1 protein-coding gene is annotated in these 223 nt (G+C 47.1%); it reads left to right on the forward strand.

The annotated features are described in order from the left end of the window. A partial coding sequence (locus tag AC1M9K_RS14680; RefSeq protein WP_481589664.1) for a thiolase family protein occupies positions 1 to 223 on the forward strand: 223 nt, incomplete at both ends.

Genomic DNA, 223 nt, shown 5'->3' on the forward strand with positions numbered 1-223 from the left:
TGACTTAGGTGCAGTGCCATTAAAAGCCTTAATGGAACGTAACCCTTCTGTGGATTGGAATGTCGTCGATGACGTTTTATTTGGTTGTGCCAACCAAGCCGGTGAAGATAATCGTAACGTCGGTCGTATGTCGGCGCTTTTAGCAGGGATTCCTTATACAGTACCTGCAACCACAGTCAATCGTTTATGTGGTTCATCACTCGATACCGTAGCAATGGCCGCG

The sequence above is a fragment of the Acinetobacter sp. 24-47-67 genome (assembly GCF_056779735.1).